The organism is Microbacterium arborescens (genome assembly GCF_049707515.1).
Lineage (GTDB): Bacteria > Actinomycetota > Actinomycetes > Actinomycetales > Microbacteriaceae > Microbacterium > Microbacterium arborescens_B.
This window is the reverse complement of sequence record NZ_JBNAFI010000007.1, coordinates 154,165-171,879: the sequence shown is the minus strand read 5'-3', so window position 1 is coordinate 171,879 and position 17,715 is coordinate 154,165. Positions and strand designations below refer to the sequence as shown.

The following is a 17,715-nucleotide window of genomic DNA, read 5'->3' as shown; positions in this document are numbered from 1 at the left end:
GGACATGGCCGAGAATCCCTGGTCGCTCTCGCGCGCGCTGCGCGGGCTCTTCGTCAAGCCGACCATCGACGAGAACACGTGGGACGACCTCGAGACGGCGCTTCTGACCGCCGACTTCGGTCCCGACATCACCGAGCGGCTGGTCGACGACCTCCGCGGCAAGGTCGAGCGCTACCGCACGACCGATCCGCGAGACCTCCAGCGCATGCTCAGGGAGACCCTCGAGGAGCGGTTCGCCGCCTTCGACTCCACCCTGAGGCTGACCGAGCGCCCGGCAGTCGTCCTCGTCGTGGGCGTCAACGGCGTCGGCAAGACCACGACGATCGGCAAGTTCGCCAAGTTCCTGCAGCGCTACGGCCGCTCGGTGGTCGTCGGAGCCGCCGACACCTTCCGAGCAGCAGCGGTCGACCAGCTGGCCACGTGGGCCGAGCGCGGCGGGGCGCAGATCGTCCGGCCGCAGCAGGAGGGCCAGGATCCCGCCTCGGTCGCCTTCCAGACCATCGACTACGCCAAGAGCACGGGCACCGAGATCGTGCTGGTCGACACGGCGGGGCGCCTGCACACCAAGGGCGGACTGATGGACGAGCTCACCAAGATCCGGCGGGTGATCGAGAAGCAGGCCCCGATCAGCGAGGTGCTCCTGGTCCTCGACGCCACCACCGGCCAGAACGGCGTCATGCAGGCCGAGGCGTTCCTCGAGCACGCGGGCGTGACGGGTCTGGTCCTCACCAAGCTCGACGGCTCCGCCCGCGGCGGATTCGTCCTGGCGGTGCAGGAGCGCACCGGCATCCCGGTCAAACTCCTGGGGCAGGGCGAGGGCATCAACGACCTCACCGGCTTCACTCCGCACGTCTTCGCGGCCGCTCTGGTCGACTGAGTCCCGCGCCGCGCCGCGTCACCACTTCCCCCGCACCCTCACGGCTGGTTCTATAAACACATGGCGATCGAGCACGACTACTTCGGACTCCTCGAGTCCGGGCCGGACGGATCGATCTTCTGGTCGGATCACGTCGAGATCGGCGACCAGACGGTCACCGTCGATCTCACCGCGCCCGACCAGGACGACGTCTCCGCCGCGGCGCTGGACGTCGCCGCCGCGATGATCTCGGCCATCGAGTCGATCGACCTCTCGGCGCGCAACGCGATGGTGTCCGAGCTCAGCGATCGGACGAGCGAGGTCATCGAGTTCATCCTGCAGCAGCAGGAGCAGCTGGGCGAAGACATCGAGTCGTACCTCGTCGACATCTCCGGCGATGTCCACATGGACGTCATCCGATCGCTGCAGCTCATCAGCATGACGATCCTGGCGGACGAGCACGGCGGATCTGACCCGTTCGCCGTCCTCGAGTACGCGCTCGACCCGGATTCCACCGACGAGGTGCTCCTGGTCAATCTGACCAGCGACGGGAGCATCCAGTCGGTCACCAGCGCCGACTGACGTGCAGACGTTCCTGCCCTACCCCTCGTTCGCCGAGTGCGCGGCCGTGCTCGACGCGCCGCGGCTGGGCAAGCAGCGTGTCGAGACGCTGCAGTTGCTGCGCGCCAACACGGTGCCGGGCTACGGATGGCGCAACCACCCGGCGGCGAAGATGTGGCGCGGCTATCTGCCCGCCCTCACGGCCTACGGCCTCGTGATGACCGACGCGTGGATCGCCGGCGGTCGCGCCGACACGGTGCGTGCGCAGATCCTCGAGTTCGCCCCGGAGGTCGACGGACTGCCCCAGAGCGAGGTGGAGATGCCGCCGTGGCTCGGGGATGCGGCCTTCCACCTTTCGCACCGATCGAATCTCCTGCGCAAGGATGCCGCGTTCTACGGCCCGCGATTCGGCGACGTCCCCGACGACCTTCCCTACGTCTGGCCTCCCGACCCCACGTCGGCCTGACCGGCTCGCGCCGGGCCGGACGGGGTCAGACCGCCTGCGCGAAATCCGACTCGGCAGACGGGGCGAGGTGTGCGAGATGCTGCGGGATGTCGCGGCCCTTCGCCGTCATCGACTGCGCCCACAGGCGCCCGGCCCGGTACGACGAGCGCACGAGGGGTCCGGCGAGCACTCCGAGGAATCCGATGCGCTCGGCCTCTTCGCGGAATCCGACGAACTCGTCCGGCTTCACCCACCGGTCGACCGGGAGGTGGCGCGGTGTCGGACGCAGGTACTGCGTGATCGTCACGATGTCGGTTCCCGCGTCGTGGAGATCCTGCAACGCCTGGACGACCTCGTCGGGCGTCTCGCCCATCCCGAGGATGAGGTTGGACTTGGTGATCAGCCCCGCCTCGTGCGCACGGGTGATCACGCCGAGCGAGCGCTCGTAGCGGAACGCCGGGCGGATGCGCTTGAAGATGCGCGGCACCGTCTCGACGTTGTGGGCGAAGACCTCGGGCCGTGACGAGAAGACCTCGTCGAGCTGTGCCGGGTCTCCGTTGAAGTCGGTCGCGAGGATCTCGACTCCGGTGCCGGGGTTCTCGGCGTGGATGCGGCGCACGGTCTCGGCGTGCAGCCACGCTCCGCCGTCGGCCAGGTCGTCGGGCGCCACCCCGGTGACCGTGGCGTAGCGCAGCTGCATCCGATGGACGCTCTCGGCGACGCGGCGCGGTTCGTCGGTGTCGTACTCGGCGGGCTTACCGGTGTCGATCTGGCAGAAGTCGCACCGCCGCGTGCACTGCGAACCGCCGATGAGGAACGTCGCTTCGCGGTCCTCCCAGCACTCGTAGATGTTGGGGCAGCCCGCCTCCTGGCACACGGTGTGCAGACCCTCTTCGCGCACGAGGTCGTGGAGCGCCCGGTACTCCTGACCCATTCGGGCCGTCGTCTTGATCCATTCCGGCTTGCGCTCGATCGGCGTCTGCGCGTTGCGCACCTCCAATCGCAGGAGCTTGCGACCCTCGGGTCCACCGGCCGCCGGCGCTGCGGGCACGGCGCACCCGGTCATGCGGCGACCGCCGTCTCGAACTCCGCGCGGAAGCGGGCCGCGACCGTGTCGACGACGGCTGCAGGGGAGATGCGTCGGCCGAGCACCGTCGTGAGCGAGGCGACGCCGGCGTCGGAGATGCCGCACGGCACGATGCGGTCGAACGGGGCCAGATCGTTGTCGCAGTTGAGGGCGAACCCGTGCATGGTGACGCCGCGCTGCACGCGGACCCCGATGGCCGCGATCTTGGCGTCGCGCCCATCGGCGGAGACCCACACTCCGCTCCGACCCGCGACCTGACGCGCCGTCACCCCGAGGTCGGCGACCGCGGCGATCAGCACGCGCTCGAGCCGTCGTACGTGCGAGACGACATCGACCGGCTCGGGGAGCCGCACGATCGGGTAACCGACCAGCTGTCCGGGCCCGTGCCACGTGATCTTGCCACCGCGGTCGACATCGATCACGGGCGTGCCGTCGGTGGGTCGCTCGCTCGGCTCGGTGCGGGCTCCAGCGGTGAAGACCGCCTCGTGTTCGAGCAGGAGAAGCGTGTCGGGGCTCCCGGAGACGACGGCGGCGTGGATGCTGCGCTGCCGCTCCCACCCTTCGGCGTAGGAGACCACGGCGGGAGCGAGTCCCAGGATGCGGACATCGAGCACTGTTCCTCCTCGGAATGCTGGACCGCGTCCAACAATACGACACGCCTAGGCTGTTGTGGTGACATCGACGAGTCGGGCGGGTCGGCCCCGCGCCTCCTCACGCGAGACCCTCGCCGAAGCGGCGTGCGAGCTCTTCCTCGAGCGCGGCTACGAAGCCACGGCTGTCGCGGACATCACCCGGCGGGCGGGTGTCAGCCGTTCGAGCTTCTTCAACTACTTCTCCTCCAAGTCGGCCGTCCTGTGGTCGGGCCTGGATGAGCGCATCGCCGCGCTGGAGGAGGCACTCGAGCGAGCAGAAGGCTCCGACGCGGTGGAGTCCGCGGTGGCTGACCTCGCGCGGGGCTTCGCGCCCGATGCGCTGGCGCTCGCGATCGTCAATGACGTCGCGATGGGACTGTCGGACGAGCTCGAGCGCGACGCGGCCGTGCGCTCGGCGCGGATCGCCGCCGCGGCCGCCGCAGCCCTGCACCGGGCGGGAAGCGAACGCCTCGACTCGGACATCCACGGAGCGGCATGGGGTGGCGCGGTCCTCGGCGCCGTGCGTTCCTGGGCGCGCGGGGGAGCGGGGCGCGCAGACCTCGGACAGGAGATGGCTCGCGCGATCTCGATCGTGCGGGGCAGTCGGCCGAAGGGCGCCGCGGGCGCTGCCCGCTCGGAATGACCCGCTCACGTAGAATCGAGGGATCATGGCAACTTTCGGCACGCTCTCCGACCGTCTCACCGAGACCTTCCGGAATCTCCGCACCAAGGGAAAGCTCTCGGCGGCTGACGTCGACCAGACCGTCCGCGAGATCCGCCGGGCCCTGCTCGACGCCGACGTCGCCCTCGTGGTCGTCAAGGAGTTCACCGCCAAGGTGCGCGAGCGAGCCCTGGGCGACGAGGTCAACCGTGCGCTGAACCCCGCGCAGCAGGTCGTCCAGATCGTCAACGAGGAGCTCGTCGGCATCCTCGGCGGAGAGCAGCGACGCCTCCAGTTCGCGAAGAACCCGCCGACGGTGATCATGCTCGCGGGTCTCCAGGGTTCGGGTAAGACGACGTTCGCGGGCAAGCTCGCCAAGCAGCTCGAGAAGGACGGTCACACCCCGCTCCTCGTCGCCTGCGACCTCCAGCGGCCCAACGCCGTCAATCAGCTCCAGGTCGTCGCCGAGCGCGCCGGCGCCGCGATCTACGCGCCCGAGCCGGGCAACGGCGTCGGAGACCCGGTGCGCGTGGCACGCGACGGCGTGGAGCACGCTCGTCGCCAGCAGCACGACATCGTCATCATCGACACCGCCGGTCGCCTCGGCGTCGACGCCGAGCTGATGAAGCAGGCGGCCGCGATCCGCAAGGCGACCGATCCCGACGAGGTCCTCTTCGTGATCGACGCGATGATCGGTCAGGATGCCGTCAACACCGCCAAGGCGTTCCAGGAGGGTGTCGACTTCACCGGCGTCGTCCTGTCGAAACTCGACGGCGATGCTCGCGGTGGCGCGGCGCTCTCGGTCGCGTCCGTCACACAGCGCCCGATCATCTTCGCCTCGACGGGTGAAGGCCTCGACGACCTCGAGCCCTTCCACCCCGACCGCATGGCCAGCCGCATCCTCGACCTCGGCGACATCCTCACCCTCATCGAGCAGGCGCAGCAGGCCTTCGATGAGGAAGAGGCTCTCGCGGTCGCCGAGAAGCTCGCCAAGGAGCAGTTCACCCTTGAGGACTTCCTCGACCAGCTTCAGCAGATGAAGAAGATGGGCTCGATGAAGAAGATGCTCGGCATGCTGCCGGGCATGGGGCAGATGAAGCAGCAGCTCGAGCAGTTCGACGAGCGCGAGATCGACCGCACCGAGGCGATCATCCGGTCGATGACTCCCGCCGAGCGACGCAACCCGAAGGTGCTCAACGGCTCGCGTCGCCTTCGTATCGCTCGCGGATCGGGCATGACGGTCACCGACGTGAACCAGCTCGTGCAGCGATTCGAGCAGGCGGCGAAGATGATGAAGACCGTCGCCCGGGGCGGCGTGCCCAACATCCCGGGTATGGGCCCGATGGGCGGCAAGCCGGGGGCCTCGAGCAAGCGCGGCAAGCAGGCGAAGAGCAAGAGCGGTTCGCGCTCGGGCAATCCGGCCAAGCGCGCGGCCGAGAATGCGGGGCTCGCGACCGCGACGGCTCCCACCGGGTCCGGCTTCGGTCTCGGTGGCGCAAAGCAGGCTCAGCCCACCGAGGCCGACCTCGCCGAGATCCAGAAGCTCTTCGGAAAGGGCTGAGCCTCAGCGTCCGGTGTCGGGCTGCGCCAGGTGCTGGCGCAGCGTCGGACCGTCGCGGAACTCCCGGATGAGGTGCTGCACGACCTCGCGCAGGTCGCCGTCCGCGGCATCCGCGACCCGCGTCTGACGCAGGTAGCTCGCGCCCTGGTCGAGGATCGTCGTGAGGCCGCGGAACTCGCGGGCGCAATGCAGTTCCTCGGCGACGGGCTCGAGCTCTGCCATCGTCTCGCGCAGGTGATCGGCGACCGGGCGCTGCGTGCCCTCGGCGTCGACGATCAGCCGAGCATCCAGCCCGTAGCGGGCCGCGCGCCACTTGTTCTCGCGCACGAACCACGGCGGGATGGTGGGGAGCTCCCGCCCCTCGTCGAGCTGGCGCGACAGGTGCTCGGTGAGCACCTGCACGAGCGATGCCACGGCGGCGAGTTCGGGGAGCGTCGACATGCCGTCGCAGGCGCGGATCTCGAGCGTCCCCCACTTCGGCGCCGGTCGGATGTCCCACCGCACCTCGGAGGCGTCCTCCATGACGCCGGTGCGGACCATCCCGTCGAGGTAATTCTCGAAGTCGCTCCACTGCGTGAAGCTCCACGGCAGTCCGGCCGTCGGCAGCTGCTGGAACACGAGGGCGCGGTTGGATGCGTAGCCCGTGCGCTCTCCGGCCCAGAACGGGCTCGACGCCGACAATGCCTGCAGGTGGGGCAGATACAGCGAGAGGGCGTTGATGAGCGGGAACACCTTGTTGACGTCCTCGACGCCGACATGGATGTGGATGCCCCAGATCATCATGTTCCGACCCCACCATTGGGTGCGCTCGATGAGCTTGTGGTAGCGGGTCTTGTCGGTGATCTCCTGTTCGTACCACCGAGCGAACGGGTGGCTGCCGGCGCACAGCATCTCGAGGCCCCGCGGCGCTGCGAACTCGCGCACCCGCTGGATGGCGTCGTCGATGTCGTCGACGGCGGCGGCCACGGTGTCGCCGACACCGCTCGTCACCTCGATCGTGTTCGTGAGCAGTTCGCCGGTGATCGTGTAGCGCTCGAGCGCCGACGATTCCTCGACCTCGGCGAGCACCTCGGGGGCACGCGGGGCCAGATCCCCGGTGTCTCGATCGGCGAGCATCAACTCCCACTCGATTCCCACGGACGAGCGGGCAGACGTGGCGAAAGGGACCGTCATGCGCTCAGTCTGACACGCGGTACGACACGGTTCGCGACGACGGTCATCATCTGGCAAAATAGACGGTTGGACCACTCGCTCGACCCTCTATCCGGCGAGAAGGTCCACCCTCAGAGCTCCCGCCGGGTGTGCACCCCACGCTCCAGGCGACGTTCACTTCACATCACACCACTCAGGAGAATTGTGGCTGTCAAGATTCGTCTCAAGCGCCTCGGCAAGATCCGCGCACCCTACTACCGCATCGTCGTCGCCGACTCGCGCACTAAGCGCGACGGTCGCGTCATCGAGGAGATCGGTCAGTACCACCCGACCGAGGAGCCCTCGGTCATCAAGGTCGACTCCGAGCGTGCGCAGTACTGGCTCTCGGTGGGCGCACAGCCGACCGAGCAGGTCGCCGCGCTGCTGAAGCTCACGGGCGACTGGGGCAAGTTCAAGGGCGACAAGAACGCCGTCTCGACCGTCCGCACGGCCGAGACCAAGGGCGAGTTCGTCGCCGACGCTTCGAAGAAGTCGGTCATCAAGCCGCAGGCAGCGAAGAAGGCCGACGAGCCCGCGGCCGAGGCTCCGGCCGACGAGGCTCCGGCCGCCGACGCGACCGACGCGGAGTAATCCGTTGCTGTCCGCCGCGCTCGAGCACGTCGTCAAGGGGATCGTCGATCACCCCGACGACGTCGTCATCCGCTCCTCTTCATCGCCTCGCGGCGAGGTCCTCGAGGTGCGCGTGCACCCCGACGATCGGGGACGGGTGATCGGGCGCGGCGGGCGCACCGCCAAGGCGTTGCGCGCGCTGATCTCCGCGCTGGCCGACGGCACCCGTGTCCGCGTCGACGTCGCGGACGACTGACATGGCCGCCGACTCCGCCCGCACGCAGCTCCGCGTCGGACGCCTCGTCAAGGCGCACGGCCTCAAGGGCGCGCTGAAGCTCGAGCTCTACACCGACGACCCCGATGGGCGCTTCGTGCCCGGTGCGACCTTCACGCTGCAGGTTCCCGAGGCATCGCCGTGGCACGGCAAGACCGTGACCGTCCGCGAGTTCCGCTGGATGAACTCGCACCCCGTCGTGTTCCTCGAAGACGTCGACGACCGGGATGCCGCCGAGAGTCTCGTGAAGGCCATCCTGTGGGTCGACCAGGACGGCGAAGCCACCGCCGAGGATGACGCGTGGTTCGACCACCAGCTCGTCGGTCTCGACGTCGTCCGAGAGGGCGAACGGATCGGACGCATCGCGCGCGTCGACCACCTGCCGGCTCAAGACCTGCTCATCGTCCTGCGCGACGGGGACGACACCGAGATCCTCGTGCCGTTCGTCAAAGCGATCGTGCCCGAGGTCGATGTCGCAGCGGGACGCGTCATCGTCACCCCGCCCGCGGGGCTGTTCGAAGAGCTGCCGGCCGACGACTCCGTCGTCTCGGAGGAAACGTCTTCGCAACAGGACGGCGACGCCGCCACGCACGAGGACTGACGTGCGCGTCGACGTCGTCACGATCTTCCCCGCCTTCTTCGACGTCCTCGAGGTCTCGCTGCTCGGCAAAGCGCGCGGTGCCGGCCTGCTCGATGTCCGGGTCCACGATCTCCGCGACTACGCGCTGGATCGTCACCGCACCGTCGACGACACCCCGTACGGCGGCGGCGCCGGGATGGTCATGAAGCCCGAGCCCTGGGGGCTCGCGCTCGACGCGATCGTCGCCGACAGCGCCGACCGGCCCACCTTCATCTTCCCCTCGCCCGCGGGCGAGCGTTTCACCCAGGGGGCTGCGCGCGAACTCAGCGATGCTTCGCACCTGGTCTTCGGATGCGGTCGCTACGAGGGCATTGACGAGCGCGTCTTCTCGTACGCCGCGACACTCGGCGATGTGCGGCTCATGAGCCTGGGGGACTACGTCCTCAACGGGGGAGAGGTCGCCTCGATGGCGATGATCGAAGCGATCGGGCGCCTCATCCCGGGCGTCGTCGGCAACCCCGAGAGCCTCGTCGAGGAATCGCACGAGGACGGCCTGCTCGAGTACCCCTCGTACACGAAGCCCGCGTCGTGGCGCGGGCTCGACGTGCCCGATGTCCTGCTCAGCGGGCACCACGGGCGGGTGGCCGACTGGCGTCACGCGCAGCGCGTCGAACGGACGCGCGAAAGGCGTCCGGACCTGCTGCAGGCAGATCCGGACGCGTGAGACCGCGCGACCCGGCGCCGCGTACCCTCAGTCGACGCCGAGGAATGAGCGGTCGGTGAGGACGATCGGTCCGTCCGCGGTGATCGCGACCGTGTGTTCGGAGTGGGCGCCCCGCGACCCGTCGGCGCTTCGGAGCGTCCACCCGTCCGGGTCCGTGACGAGCTTGTCGGTGCTCTGGAGGAACCACGGTTCGAGGGCGACGACGAGCCCCGCGCGCAGCGGGTAGCCGCGTCCGGGCTTGCCGTCGTTGGGGACGTGCGGGTCACCGTGCATCTCGCGGCCGACGCCGTGTCCGCCGAAGTCGGTGTTGATCGACAGGCCCTCGGCCCGCGCGATCGTCGATACGGCGTGCGAGATGTCACCGATCTTGTTGCCGACGGTCGCTGCGCCGATCGCGGCATCGAGAGCGCGCTCTGTCGTGTCGATGAGGGCGAGATCCTCGTCGCGCGGCGTGCCGACGATGAACGACACCGCCGAGTCGGCGACCCAGCCGTCGACGGCCACGGCGAAATCGAGCGTGACCAGATCGCCGTCGCGCAGGGTGTAGTCATGCGGCAGCCCGTGGAGGACGGCGTCGTTGATAGACGTGCAGATCACCTTCCCGAACGGGCTCGCACCGAACGAGGGGTGGTAGTCGATGTAGCAGGATTCCGCGCCCGCTCGGCGGATCATCTCGTGCGCGCGCCGGTCGATCGCCAGCAGGTTCGTGCCGACCCTCGTCTCATCGCGAAGGGTTGCCAACGTCTCGGCGACGAAACGTCCCGCGGGACGCATCGCCTCGATTTCGGCGGGGGTGCGCAACTCGATCATCGTGATCCTCTCTTCAGCTTCCATCCTGCCGGACCGGCGTAGCATCGGGAGCATGTGGCTGCGACGCGCACTCTTCCATTGGCTTCTCCCGGCAGCGCTGGTGCTGCCGCTCTGGCTGGTCGCAGGCTGGGCGATCTCGGGCGCGAGCGGGTGGGTCTTCCTCTGGGTGCTGTTCATCGCGGTCCCCGCCGTCCTCGTGGGGCAGCTGGTGACGACGCTGCTCGTCCGCGCCCGCGGGACCGTCCGCCACACGCGGATGCTCTCGTGGTGGGACGTCCTCGCCTTCACCGTGTGGCATGCCCTCATCGTCGTCATCGGGCTGTACCCGGCCGGCGCCTTCTGGCCGCTGCTCTTCGCCGCCGTCGCCGCCTTCCTCGGCGTCTTCTGGGTGTCGCTGTGGCAGTTGTTCCGAGAGGCGCGGCCCGTGTCCCTCTTCTCGGCCGCGACCGATGCGGGGTTCCTCCGCGGCGGGGTGCGCGAAGGCGCGGAGCGTGCTGCGGACGAGCGGGTCGTCGTCATCGAGGAGCGCCGGCGCAGCGATCGCTGACGTTTTGGCCGGCGCGCCGGTTCGTGGCAGAATGAACGCTTGTGCCCTGACAGATCTCTGCCTCAGGGGAGCGGCGCCCGGCGGGCGCCCGGGGCACCGCATCCTTATTCAACTCTCTCGTGGTCGACCTGAGGCGGTCGCAGGAAGAAAAGATCATGCAGATCCTCGACTCCGTCGACGCAGCATCGCTGCGCAGCGACATCCCCGCTTTCGCCCCCGGAGACACCGTCAAGGTGCACGTCAACATCACCGAGGGCAACCGCTCGCGCATCCAGGTCTTCCAGGGTGTCGTGATCGGCCGCTCCGGTGATGGTGTCCGCGAGACCTTCACCGTCCGGAAGATCAGCTTCCAGGTGGGCGTCGAGCGCACCTTCCCGGTCCACAGCCCGGTGATCGACCACATCGAGGTCGTCACTCGCGGTGACGTCCGTCGCGCGAAGCTGTACTACCTGCGCAACCTCCGTGGCAAGAAGGCCAAGATCAAGGAGAAGCGCGACCGCTGATATCAGCGACGTGTTCTTGGATGCCCCGGGCTCAGGCTCGGGGCATCCGTCGTGTCGGGTGCGCGGCGAACGGTGATGTGCCCCGAGTGTGCGACCCTGGGATGGGCTCCCCGGCGGGAGAGTCGGATGAAAGGCGTTGGATGACCACCGATGATCTTGCCGCGCAGGCAGCGAGGCCCGCGCGCTCGCGATCACGTCGCTTCGGGCTGCTGTTGCGCGACATCCTCGTGATCGTGGCGATCGCCCTCGCGGTGTCGTTCCTCGTCAAGACGTTCCTGGTGCGCTCGTTCTACATCCCCTCCGGATCCATGGAACGGACGCTGCTGAAGGATGACCGCATCCTGGTCGACCAGCTCACGCCGAGGTTCGGTGACTATGCGCGCGGGGATGTCGTGGTCTTCCGCGATCCCGGCGGATGGTTGCCGACCACCGTCGAGCCCGCCCGACCCCCGCTCGTCGAAGGCATGGACTGGGTGCTCTCGGTCGTGGGGCTGTCGGCGCCGGACAGCAAGGACCACCTGATCAAGCGGATCATCGGGACGCCGGGCGACCACGTCGTCTGCTGCAACGCGGTCGGTCAGATCACCGTCAACGACGTGCCGATCGACGAGTCGTCCTACGTCTCCCTCGCGGACGGCCAGTCCGCCCCGCAGGAGGTGCCCTTCGATGTGACGGTGCCCGAGAACTCGTTGTGGGTCCTCGGCGACAACCGCGACCACTCCCGCGACTCGCGCTACAACCAGGAACAGCCCTCACAGGGCTTCGTGCCCGTCGACAACGTCGTCGGCCGCGCCTTCCTCATCACCTGGCCGCTCGACCGGTTCGGCCCGATCGACTTCCACCACGACGTCTTCGCGGGCGTTCCCGCGCCGGGCGGACGATGACCGTCGTCGCGCCCCGGCTGACCGTCGAGCGGCGGCTGCTGCGCGAGCACGACCTCGTCATCGCGTTGGACGAGGTCGGGCGCGGCGCGCTGGCAGGGCCCGTCGCCGTCGGGGCGGCCGTGCTCGACGCGCGATGCGCGCGGCGCCGCATTCCCGAGGGCCTGCGCGATTCGAAGCTCGTGACCGAGCTGCGGCGTCCCGAGCTCGCCCAGCGCGCGGCGGGATGGGTCGTCGCGTCGTCGGTCGGCTCGGCGACGCCGGGCGAGATCGACGAGGTGGGGATCATCCGCGCCCTCGGCCTCGCCGCCGTCCGTGCCATCCAGGCGCTCGACGGCGTCGATCCCTTCGCCGCGGAGACGGTGGTCATCCTCGACGGCAACCACGACTACGTCAGCCCGGTCGCCGGCCCCGGGCTCAACGTGCGGACGATCGTGAAGGCGGACCGGGACTGCGCGAGCGCGGCGGCGGCGTCGGTCATCGCGAAGGTGTCTCGCGACTCCTACATGGCCGAGCTCCACGACGAGACCCCGATGTACGAGTGGGCACGGAACAAGGGTTACGCGAGTCCGCTTCACCGCGCGGCGATCCGCGAGCACGGCCTGTCACGCCACCATCGCGCATCGTGGGCGATCGCCGACGCGCCGACCCTGTTCTGAACGGGGGTCCGCACGGCCGAGATCGTGGCGTGCCCCCGCCGCCTAGGATGGAACCACCATGGATGACGAAGTCTTCGAAGACTATGACCGCGAGCTGGAGCTGGCGCTCTACAAGGAGTACCGCGACGTCGTTTCGCAGTTCCAGTACGTGATCGAGACCGAGCGCCGGTTCTACCTCGCCAACGATGTCAACGTCGTTCGTCGCGACACCGAGCACGACTTCTACTTCGAGTTGACGATGAACGACGTCTGGGTCTGGGACATCTACCGGGCCGACCGCTTCGTGAAGTCCGTGCGCGTGCTCACGTTCAAGGACGTCAACGTCGAGGAGCTCCAGCGCCGCGATTTCGAGCTGCCCGACGAGCTCTCGCTCGACAGCTGAGCGCTCCCCAGCGCACGAGCCGCGCGGGTTGTCCACCGCCGGAGGCAGGTGGCCTCCGAGCGCTCCGCCCGCCGACGAGAGTTCTCGTATGGCAGCGAAAGACGACCGGGGACGCGCCGGTGAAGAGCGGGCGGTGCGGCATCTGACCGACTGCGGGTACGACATCCTCGACCGCAACTGGCGCGACCGGCGAGGTGAGATCGACATCGTCGCCGCGACGCCCGACGAGCTGGTCGTGGTGGAGGTGAAGACACGGCGCAGCGCCGCCTTCGGGCACCCCTTCGAGGCCGTTGACGAGCGTAAGAAGGACCGGCTCTGGCGCCTCGCGTGCGGGTGGATCGCAGCGCATCCCGGTGCTGTGCGGGGGCGCCGGATTCGCCTGGACGTGATCGGCATCACGGGGGAGGATGTCGCCACCGCGCGGCTCGAGCACGTCCAGGACCTGCGATGAGTCTCGGCCGGACGTGGGCGGTCTCGCTGACCGGGCTGGCCGGGGACCTCGTCGAGGTCGAGGCCGATCTGTCGAACCAGACACCGGCCTTCCGCATCGTCGGTCTGGCCGATCGGGCTCTCGCCGAGGCTCAGCAGCGGGTGCACAACGCCTGCCAGAACAGCGGGCTGCCGCTGTCGCGGCGGCGTGTGACGGTGAACCTCTCGCCGGCGAGTCTGCCCAAGCACGGGGCCGGCTTCGATGTGGCCATCGCCGCGGCGGCACTGGCGACGGAGCTGCCGATGGATCCGGCGTCGCTCGCCGACACGGTGCACATCGGTGAGCTCGGACTCGACGGTCGCCTGCGCCCCGTGCCGGGCGTGCTCCCGGCCGTCATCGCGGCAGCGCGAGCGGGGCGCCGGACCATCATCGTCCCCGAGTCCTGCCGTGCCGAGGCCGCTCTGGTCGAGGGGATCCGGGTCGTCGGATGCCGAACGCTCGCCGGCGTCGCGCGCTGGCACGGGCTCGACGTCGATGCCGACGAGGAGACGCCCGTTGAGGGACCGAGCGCGCCAGCCGGCGAGGTCGACGAGGCGGCGCCCGCGGAGGACCTGGCCGACATCCGTGGACAGGAGGAAGCGATCTCGGCCCTCGTCGTCGCCGCGGCCGGCGGACACCACCTTCTGATGACCGGCCCACCGGGCGCGGGGAAGACGATGCTCGCGCGCCGGCTGCCCGGCATCCTTCCGCCGCTCGACGACGAGACCGCGCTGCAGGTCGCATCGATCCGCTCGCTCTCCGGGGTCGCCGTGGAAAGCCTCAGCAGGATCCCGCCGTTCGAGGCACCGCATCACAGCGTCAGTGTCGCCGCCTTGGTGGGAGGCGGCAGCCGAGCGCTGCGCCCCGGGGCCATCGCGCGCGCGAGCGGGGGTGTCCTTTTCCTCGACGAGGCAGGGGAGTACAGCGCGCACGCGTTGGACTCCTTGCGGCAACCACTCGAGTCGGGGTCGATCGACATCCATCGCGCGGGCTTCCGGGCGACGCTGCCCGCGCGGTTCCAGCTGGTGCTCGCCACCAACCCCTGCCCGTGCGGTCAGTACGGCGTCCGCGGCGGGACCTGTACGTGTCCGTCGCTCGCCATCCGGCGTTACCTCGGACGCCTGTCGGGCCCGCTGCTGGACCGTATCGACATCGAGCTCTCGCTCGCGCGCGTCTCGCTCGCCGACATCGCCATGCGCGGGGCGGCCGGGATGACGACGGACGCCGCTCGGGCGCAGGTGGCGCGTGCGCGGCACCGAGCGGCTGAGCGCCTCGCGGCGACGCCCTGGCGCACCAATGCGCAGGTTTCCGGCGCGTGGCTGCGCGACGGCCCGCTCGCTCCCGAGGCGCGCGTGCGTGCTCCGCTCGACGCGGCGTTGCAACGCGGAGCGCTCACCCTGCGCGGCTACGACCGCGTGCTGCGCGTTGCGTGGTCGGTCGCCGACCTCGCAGGTCACGAACGGCTGACGGCGAACGACGTCGGGCGTGCGCTGTTCCTCAAGAAGGGGGCGCAGCAGTGAACGGCGACGAACCGAGGGCCGCGCTGCACGGGCTGGCGCCGGATGAGGAGCTGCGCGACTCGGCGCGACTCGCGGAGCGGTGGGCGCGCGCCCGCTGGTCGGTGCTCGCCGAGCCGGGAGACGGCATCGCCGGGCTCTCGATTCAGCAGCTCGGCGCTGCGCGGGCGCTCGAGCTCGCTCTCAGCGTCGACGAGCCGCCGGCCGAACTCGGATTGAGTACGAGGGACTGGCGCCGAGCCTGTGCTCGGTGGCGCCCCAGGCAGCACGATCACCTCTACCCGATCGAACGGGCCCGACGGGTCGGCGTCCGGCTGATCGTTCCGGGAGACGCGGCCTGGCCGCTGCGGGTGGATGAACTCGGCGTTCGCGCGCCGATCGCGCTCTGGGTCCGTGGCCAAACGGCCGCGCTGTCGCGGGCTGATCCGACGGTCGCGCTCGTGGGAGCACGCGCCGCGACGGCGTACGGCGTCCAGGTCGCCGCGGAGATCTCCGGAGACCTCGCGGTGGGCGGGGCCACGATCGTCTCCGGTGCCGCCGTCGGAATCGACGCGGCAGCGCATCGGGCTTGTCTCGCGGTCGACGGCAGCACGGTCGCGGTGCTGGCCGGCGGAGTCGACAAGGCCTACCCCTCGGCTCACGCCGGACTCCTGACCGGAATATCGCGTCGCGGCGCCGTCGTCAGCGAGGTACCGTGCGGCACGGCACCGACCAAGTGGCGCTTCCTGCAGCGCAACCGACTCATCGCGGCGCTCTCGGATGCCACCGTGGTGGTCGAGGCGGGGTGGCGGTCGGGTTCGCTCAACACCGCGGGCCACGCGGCGGCGCTCGGGCGTGCGCTCGGTGCGGTGCCGGGGCCGGTCACCTCGGCCGCGTCGGCCGGATGCCATCGCGTCTTGCGGGAGTACGACGGCGCGTGCATCACAGGAGCGGACGACGTCCGCGAGCTTCTCGGGTGGACCGACGACGCTTCCCGCCCAGGAGGAGGCGACTCCGACCGCACCGATGACTCGGTACGGGTCTTGGATGCTCTCAGCGCGCGGTCCGCGCGAGATGTCGGCGAGATCGTCCGTCGCTCGGGCGTCGCGGAAGACGAGGTGACGGCGCTGCTGGGGCTCCTCGCGCTCGAAGGCCGGGTTCTCTCGGACGCCCAGGGGTGGCGACGGTCGACCGGGTGAGTGCGGGGTCCCGCGAGCCTGGGACCGGGGGAGCGGGGCGTCGGCCATGCTGGGATGCATGCGGATCTCGGAGGCGTCGGCGTCGTACGGCGATCATCTGCGTCGCGTCCGCCGACTGTCCGAGAACACGGTGCGGGCGTACCTCACCGACCTGGCCGACCTGGCCGATGCCGCCGGAGACATCGACATCGCCGACGTCGATATCGAAGTGCTGCGGGATTGGGTGTGGCGCGCCAGCGAGCGCGGCGACGCGCGAGCCACCCTCGCCCGGCGCACCGCGACAGCGCGCGGCTTCTTTGCGTGGGCGGCCGAGCGCGGCGACATCCTCACCGACCCCGCGCTGCGGCTCGCCTCGCCCAGGCGCGCGCGGACGCTCCCCAAGGTCGCGACGGCGCAGACGATGGCGTCCGTGCTCGACGGACTCCGGACTGCCGCCGTCGACGGTGACCCGGGCGTTCTGCGCGATCACGCGGTCCTGGAGCTGCTCTACGCCACCGGCATCCGCGTCTCGGAACTGTGCGGGCTCGATCTCGACGACATCGATGACGGACGCGGCACCGCCCGTGTCACAGGCAAGGGCGACAAGGAGCGGGTGGTGCCGATCGGCCGGCCCGCGCTCAGCGCGCTCCAGGCTTATCTCGTCCGCGCCCGGCCCGCACTCGCAGCGCGGGCGGCGGGGAACGGGGAAGGCACGCGCGCCCTGTTCCTCGGTTCGCGAGGCGGCCGGCTGAGCCCCCGTTCGGTGTACGCGACGGTTTCTCACGAGCTCGGACCCGCGCTCGGCGTCGAGACGGTCGGACCGCACGCCCTCAGGCACTCGGCTGCGACGCATCTGCTCGACGGGGGTGCCGATCTGCGCGCGGTGCAGGAGATCCTCGGCCACGCGAGCCTCGGCACGACCCAGATCTACACGCACGTCTCGGGGGAGCGGCTCGCCGCCGCCTACCGTCAGGCTCACCCACGGGCCTGATGGCAGACAGATGCCGCGGCGACGTAGCGTGGACGGCGCGGAGCGAGGATGAGGAGACGGGTATGAGAAAAGCGATCATGGCAGGCGGCGCTGTGGCGCTCGTGCTCGCGCTGACATCCTGCGTTCCGGCCTCGGACGAGCCCGACCGCATCGTCCGCCCCTCGGCGCCCGCGACGCCTCCCGCTGCTCCGTCGGCAACATCTCCGTCGGCATCCTCTTCGTCTCCGCCTGTGGCGTCGCCCGGCGCGACGGGCTCGACGCCCGCTGCGCCGGATGAGATCGCCTGCGTCGACGGAGTCGTCGCCATCCGCGGAGCCGACCTCGACATCGCCTTCGCCGGCGAGTGCGCCCTGGTCCGCATCGAGGGCGACTCGCTGGACATCGACCTCGAGACTGCGCGCGTCGGCGACGTCGTGGCGAGCGGCGATCGCATCGAGATCGACCTCGGAGCCGTCGACTCTCTGCAGATCACCGGCCAGTCCGCCGACGTCGACGCCGCCGCTGTCGAGGCGCTCAGCATTGCGGGCGATCGGAACATCGTGGATGCGGACGAGATCGGATCCGTCTCGGTGTCGGGCAACGACAACCGCGTCGAAGCCGACCGGCTCGGGGCCGTGACGCAGAGCGGTGACCGCAACGCCATCGGCAACGGGTGAC

The 17,715-nt window shown here is 69.9% G+C and carries 23 protein-coding genes; 19 read left to right on the top strand and 4 right to left on the bottom strand.

Annotated features, from left to right (window positions below; all coding sequences use genetic code 11):
• Nucleotides 1–4: 4 nt before the first annotated feature.
• From ftsY to ACPYN5_RS14120, 3 genes are read left to right on the top strand one after another with little or no spacing between them, the layout of a single operon-like run.
• Nucleotides 5–877: a signal recognition particle-docking protein FtsY gene (ftsY, locus tag ACPYN5_RS14130; RefSeq protein WP_424449616.1), complete on the top strand. Its 873-nt coding sequence runs from the start codon at nucleotides 5–7 to the stop codon at nucleotides 875–877.
• Nucleotides 878–937: 60 nt separating this feature from the next.
• Nucleotides 938–1,438: a DUF2004 domain-containing protein gene (locus ACPYN5_RS14125; protein WP_424449615.1), complete on the top strand. Its 501-nt coding sequence runs from the start codon at nucleotides 938–940 to the stop codon at nucleotides 1,436–1,438.
• Nucleotide 1,439: 1 nt separating this feature from the next.
• A complete protein-coding gene (locus ACPYN5_RS14120; protein WP_424449614.1) occupies nucleotides 1,440–1,883 on the top strand; it encodes an MSMEG_6728 family protein in 444 nt (147 codons plus the stop codon).
• A 25-nt stretch (nucleotides 1,884–1,908) separates the two neighbouring features.
• On the opposite strand, the gene lipA is transcribed toward ACPYN5_RS14120, so the two are convergent.
• Both lipA and lipB read right to left on the bottom strand, forming a co-directional pair.
• Nucleotides 1,909–2,928 (bottom strand): lipoyl synthase, encoded by a 1,020-nt coding sequence (lipA, locus tag ACPYN5_RS14115; protein WP_424449613.1) that lies wholly within the window; start codon nucleotides 2,926–2,928, stop codon nucleotides 1,909–1,911.
• Nucleotides 2,925–3,563, bottom strand: a complete 639-nt coding sequence (gene lipB, locus ACPYN5_RS14110) for a lipoyl(octanoyl) transferase LipB (protein ID WP_424449612.1) — start codon at nucleotides 3,561–3,563, stop codon at nucleotides 2,925–2,927. The genes lipA and lipB overlap by 4 nt, the downstream gene beginning before the upstream one ends.
• 58 nt (nucleotides 3,564–3,621) lie before the next feature.
• Here lipB and ACPYN5_RS14105 point away from each other — a divergent pair, with 58 nt between their 5' ends.
• Nucleotides 3,622–4,224, top strand: a complete 603-nt coding sequence (locus ACPYN5_RS14105) for a TetR/AcrR family transcriptional regulator (RefSeq protein ID WP_424449611.1) — start codon at nucleotides 3,622–3,624, stop codon at nucleotides 4,222–4,224.
• A 25-nt stretch (nucleotides 4,225–4,249) separates the two neighbouring features.
• Entirely contained in the window at nucleotides 4,250–5,803 is a 1,554-nt protein-coding gene (ffh, locus tag ACPYN5_RS14100) for a signal recognition particle protein (RefSeq protein WP_424449610.1), read from the top strand.
• A gap of 3 nt (nucleotides 5,804–5,806) precedes the next feature.
• Here ffh and ACPYN5_RS14095 read toward each other — a convergent pair whose 3' ends face one another.
• Complete coding sequence (locus tag ACPYN5_RS14095; protein WP_424449609.1) at nucleotides 5,807–6,976, bottom strand: glutamate--cysteine ligase; 1,170 nt, start codon at nucleotides 6,974–6,976, stop codon at nucleotides 5,807–5,809.
• A gap of 183 nt (nucleotides 6,977–7,159) precedes the next feature.
• Between ACPYN5_RS14095 and rpsP the strand changes: the two genes are divergently transcribed.
• The 4 genes from rpsP to trmD are packed head-to-tail and all read left to right on the top strand — an operon-like array spanning nucleotide 7,160 to nucleotide 9,142.
• On the top strand, nucleotides 7,160–7,585 hold the full coding sequence (gene rpsP, locus ACPYN5_RS14090; RefSeq protein WP_424449608.1) for a 30S ribosomal protein S16: 426 nt from the start codon (nucleotides 7,160–7,162) through the stop codon (nucleotides 7,583–7,585).
• 4 nt (nucleotides 7,586–7,589) lie between these two features.
• Complete coding sequence (locus ACPYN5_RS14085; RefSeq protein WP_023950977.1) at nucleotides 7,590–7,820, top strand: RNA-binding protein; 231 nt, start codon at nucleotides 7,590–7,592, stop codon at nucleotides 7,818–7,820.
• A gap of 1 nt (nucleotide 7,821) precedes the next feature.
• Complete coding sequence (gene rimM / locus ACPYN5_RS14080; RefSeq protein ID WP_424449607.1) at nucleotides 7,822–8,439, top strand: ribosome maturation factor RimM; 618 nt, start codon at nucleotides 7,822–7,824, stop codon at nucleotides 8,437–8,439.
• Between the two features lies 1 nt (nucleotide 8,440).
• Nucleotides 8,441–9,142 (top strand): tRNA (guanosine(37)-N1)-methyltransferase TrmD, encoded by a 702-nt coding sequence (gene trmD, locus ACPYN5_RS14075; protein ID WP_424449606.1) that lies wholly within the window; start codon nucleotides 8,441–8,443, stop codon nucleotides 9,140–9,142.
• A 27-nt stretch (nucleotides 9,143–9,169) separates the two neighbouring features.
• On the opposite strand, the gene map is transcribed toward trmD, so the two are convergent.
• Complete coding sequence (gene map / locus ACPYN5_RS14070) at nucleotides 9,170–9,952, bottom strand: type I methionyl aminopeptidase (protein ID WP_424449605.1); 783 nt, start codon at nucleotides 9,950–9,952, stop codon at nucleotides 9,170–9,172.
• A 52-nt stretch (nucleotides 9,953–10,004) separates the two neighbouring features.
• On the opposite strand from map, the gene ACPYN5_RS14065 reads away from it, so the two are divergent.
• The 10 genes from ACPYN5_RS14065 to ACPYN5_RS14020 all read left to right on the top strand — a co-directional run bounded on the left by ACPYN5_RS14065 (nucleotide 10,005) and on the right by ACPYN5_RS14020 (nucleotide 17,714).
• Nucleotides 10,005–10,499 (top strand): MFS transporter permease, encoded by a 495-nt coding sequence (locus ACPYN5_RS14065; RefSeq protein ID WP_424449604.1) that lies wholly within the window; start codon nucleotides 10,005–10,007, stop codon nucleotides 10,497–10,499.
• A 155-nt stretch (nucleotides 10,500–10,654) separates the two neighbouring features.
• The gene (gene rplS / locus ACPYN5_RS14060; RefSeq protein WP_023950969.1) at nucleotides 10,655–11,002 is read left to right on the top strand and encodes a 50S ribosomal protein L19; all 348 of its coding nucleotides are present in this window, start codon (nucleotides 10,655–10,657) and stop codon (nucleotides 11,000–11,002) included.
• Between the two features lie 140 nt (nucleotides 11,003–11,142).
• A complete protein-coding gene (lepB, locus tag ACPYN5_RS14055) occupies nucleotides 11,143–11,886 on the top strand; it encodes a signal peptidase I (RefSeq protein WP_424449603.1) in 744 nt (247 codons plus the stop codon).
• Nucleotides 11,883–12,542 (top strand): ribonuclease HII, encoded by a 660-nt coding sequence (locus ACPYN5_RS14050; protein ID WP_424449602.1) that lies wholly within the window; start codon nucleotides 11,883–11,885, stop codon nucleotides 12,540–12,542. Before lepB ends, ACPYN5_RS14050 begins: the two co-directional genes overlap by 4 nt.
• A gap of 58 nt (nucleotides 12,543–12,600) precedes the next feature.
• Nucleotides 12,601–12,924, top strand: coding sequence for a DUF2469 family protein (locus ACPYN5_RS14045; protein WP_023950963.1), 324 nt, complete (start codon nucleotides 12,601–12,603; stop codon nucleotides 12,922–12,924).
• 88 nt (nucleotides 12,925–13,012) lie between these two features.
• Entirely contained in the window at nucleotides 13,013–13,375 is a 363-nt protein-coding gene (locus tag ACPYN5_RS14040; protein ID WP_424449601.1) for a YraN family protein, read from the top strand.
• Nucleotides 13,372–14,913 (top strand): YifB family Mg chelatase-like AAA ATPase, encoded by a 1,542-nt coding sequence (locus tag ACPYN5_RS14035; RefSeq protein WP_424449600.1) that lies wholly within the window; start codon nucleotides 13,372–13,374, stop codon nucleotides 14,911–14,913. The genes ACPYN5_RS14040 and ACPYN5_RS14035 overlap by 4 nt, the downstream gene beginning before the upstream one ends.
• A complete protein-coding gene (dprA, locus tag ACPYN5_RS14030; RefSeq protein WP_424449599.1) occupies nucleotides 14,910–16,088 on the top strand; it encodes a DNA-processing protein DprA in 1,179 nt (392 codons plus the stop codon). The genes ACPYN5_RS14035 and dprA overlap by 4 nt, the downstream gene beginning before the upstream one ends.
• A 58-nt stretch (nucleotides 16,089–16,146) precedes the next feature.
• The gene (locus tag ACPYN5_RS14025) at nucleotides 16,147–17,058 is read left to right on the top strand and encodes a tyrosine recombinase XerC (RefSeq protein ID WP_424449598.1); all 912 of its coding nucleotides are present in this window, start codon (nucleotides 16,147–16,149) and stop codon (nucleotides 17,056–17,058) included.
• 62 nt (nucleotides 17,059–17,120) lie between these two features.
• Nucleotides 17,121–17,714 (top strand): DUF3060 domain-containing protein, encoded by a 594-nt coding sequence (locus ACPYN5_RS14020; RefSeq protein ID WP_424449597.1) that lies wholly within the window; start codon nucleotides 17,121–17,123, stop codon nucleotides 17,712–17,714.
• The last annotated feature ends 1 nt before the right edge of the window (nucleotide 17,715 follow it).

What these genes read in the sequence shown, in the direction of transcription:
- ffh (WP_424449610.1), top strand. Translation starts at nt 4,250, where the DNA reads ATGGCAACTTTCGGCACGCTCTCCGACCGTCTCACCGAGACCTTCCGG.
- ACPYN5_RS14025 (WP_424449598.1), top strand. Translation starts at nt 16,147, where the DNA reads ATGCGGATCTCGGAGGCGTCGGCGTCGTACGGCGATCATCTGCGTCGC.
- ACPYN5_RS14125 (WP_424449615.1), top strand. Translation starts at nt 938, where the DNA reads ATGGCGATCGAGCACGACTACTTCGGACTCCTCGAGTCCGGGCCGGAC.
- ftsY (WP_424449616.1), top strand. Translation starts at nt 5, where the DNA reads ATGGCCGAGAATCCCTGGTCGCTCTCGCGCGCGCTGCGCGGGCTCTTC.
- ACPYN5_RS14035 (WP_424449600.1), top strand. Translation starts at nt 13,372, where the DNA reads ATGAGTCTCGGCCGGACGTGGGCGGTCTCGCTGACCGGGCTGGCCGGG.
- map (WP_424449605.1), bottom strand. Translation starts at nt 9,952, where the DNA reads ATGATCGAGTTGCGCACCCCCGCCGAAATCGAGGCGATGCGTCCCGCG.
- ACPYN5_RS14040 (WP_424449601.1), top strand. Translation starts at nt 13,013, where the DNA reads ATGGCAGCGAAAGACGACCGGGGACGCGCCGGTGAAGAGCGGGCGGTG.
- ACPYN5_RS14050 (WP_424449602.1), top strand. Translation starts at nt 11,883, where the DNA reads ATGACCGTCGTCGCGCCCCGGCTGACCGTCGAGCGGCGGCTGCTGCGC.
- ACPYN5_RS14065 (WP_424449604.1), top strand. Translation starts at nt 10,005, where the DNA reads ATGTGGCTGCGACGCGCACTCTTCCATTGGCTTCTCCCGGCAGCGCTG.
- ACPYN5_RS14095 (WP_424449609.1), bottom strand. Translation starts at nt 6,976, where the DNA reads ATGACGGTCCCTTTCGCCACGTCTGCCCGCTCGTCCGTGGGAATCGAG.
- lipA (WP_424449613.1), bottom strand. Translation starts at nt 2,928, where the DNA reads ATGACCGGGTGCGCCGTGCCCGCAGCGCCGGCGGCCGGTGGACCCGAG.
- ACPYN5_RS14020 (WP_424449597.1), top strand. Translation starts at nt 17,121, where the DNA reads ATGAGAAAAGCGATCATGGCAGGCGGCGCTGTGGCGCTCGTGCTCGCG.
- rimM (WP_424449607.1), top strand. Translation starts at nt 7,822, where the DNA reads ATGGCCGCCGACTCCGCCCGCACGCAGCTCCGCGTCGGACGCCTCGTC.
- ACPYN5_RS14045 (WP_023950963.1), top strand. Translation starts at nt 12,601, where the DNA reads ATGGATGACGAAGTCTTCGAAGACTATGACCGCGAGCTGGAGCTGGCG.
- lepB (WP_424449603.1), top strand. Translation starts at nt 11,143, where the DNA reads ATGACCACCGATGATCTTGCCGCGCAGGCAGCGAGGCCCGCGCGCTCG.
- rplS (WP_023950969.1), top strand. Translation starts at nt 10,655, where the DNA reads ATGCAGATCCTCGACTCCGTCGACGCAGCATCGCTGCGCAGCGACATC.